The sequence below is a fragment of the Acinetobacter sp. 228 genome, assembly GCF_048147885.1.
Window position 1 is genome coordinate 1 of record NZ_JAYWYV010000355.1, and the last position, 1,247, is coordinate 1,247.

The following is a 1,247-nucleotide window of genomic DNA, read 5'->3' on the forward strand; positions in this document are numbered from 1 at the left end:
GATCCACATACATAACATAATATAACTAGTACTAAATATATGATGTGTTCAAACTGCCAGTTTACCAAACTCATGGCTAGCATACTGACATTACCAGTCATATGCGACACCGATTGATGTAAAAGGGTGATAAGCCCTAATACATTAATCATTCCGGCATTTATTGCCAGTAAGAAGGCGCCAAGTTGGAACCAGTTTGGTAAACTTTGAAATGGCATGTTCTCTATGAGTTTTGTCTTGAGCGAATATCAACTGCGGCTGTAAATAAAACATCAGTAGATGAGTTAAGCGCCGTTTCTGTTGAATCTTGTAATACACTAATAATCATACCTACTGCAACAACTTGCATTGCAATTTCTGATGAAATACCAAATAAGCTACATGCGACTGGAATTAGAAGTAGGGAACCACCTGCAACACCAGATGCACCACATGCTGAAACAGTCGCAACTACAGATAAAATAATCATTGTTGCCAAATCAACATGAATTCCTAACGTATGCACAGTTGCTAAAGTAAGTACAGTAATCGTAACTGCTGCACCAGCCATGTTAACAGTAGCACCTAAAGGAATTGAAACGCTCGCAGTTGAAGGATTTACGCCTAAACGTTCAGCTAAATCAAGGTTTACAGGAATATTAGCTGCTGAGCTGCGTGTAAAGAACGCTGTGATACCACTTTCTTTTAAGCATTTAAATACTAATGGGTAGGGATTACCGCGAATTGTTAAACCTACCAGAATTGGGTTAATTACTAGAGCAACAAACAGCATTGTTCCTAATAGAACAGCAAGTAATTGTGCATAACTTTCAAGTGTTGCTAGTCCAGCATCTGCAAAAGTTACTGCAACTAGACCGAAAATACCAACAGGTGCAAATGCAATAACTTTATGAATAATAGCGCTTACAGCATGTGAAACATCCTGCATTACTTGTTTGGTTGTATCCGAGCTATGGCGCATTGCTAAGCCGAGACCAATTGCCCACGCAAGAATACCAATAAAGTTCGCTTCACTGATTGCTTGAACAGGGTTTGCAATAAAACTTAAAAGCAGATTTTTTAATATATCAGCGAGACTACCAGGCGCTTGCAAATTATTATGAGAAACAGTGTTGAGATAAAGCGTACTAGGAAAAGATAAGCTAGCGATCACAGCACTAAAAGCAGCTAATAACATACCTACTACATAGAGTAGTAATACTGGGCGTAAATTTGCACTATGACCGACTTGGAAGTTGGCAATAGAT

The 1,247-nt window shown here is 38.7% G+C and carries 2 protein-coding genes; both read right to left on the minus strand.

Translation table 11 applies throughout. The annotated features are described in order from the left end of the window. On the minus strand, positions 1-218 hold a 218-nt coding region (locus VXQ92_RS18935), incomplete at its 3' end, for a DUF1275 family protein (protein ID WP_416682837.1). Positions 219-223: 5 nt separating this feature from the next. Next, positions 224-1,247: serine/threonine transporter SstT (gene sstT / locus VXQ92_RS18940; protein ID WP_416682838.1), on the minus strand; the 1,024-nt coding region annotated here is incomplete at its 5' end.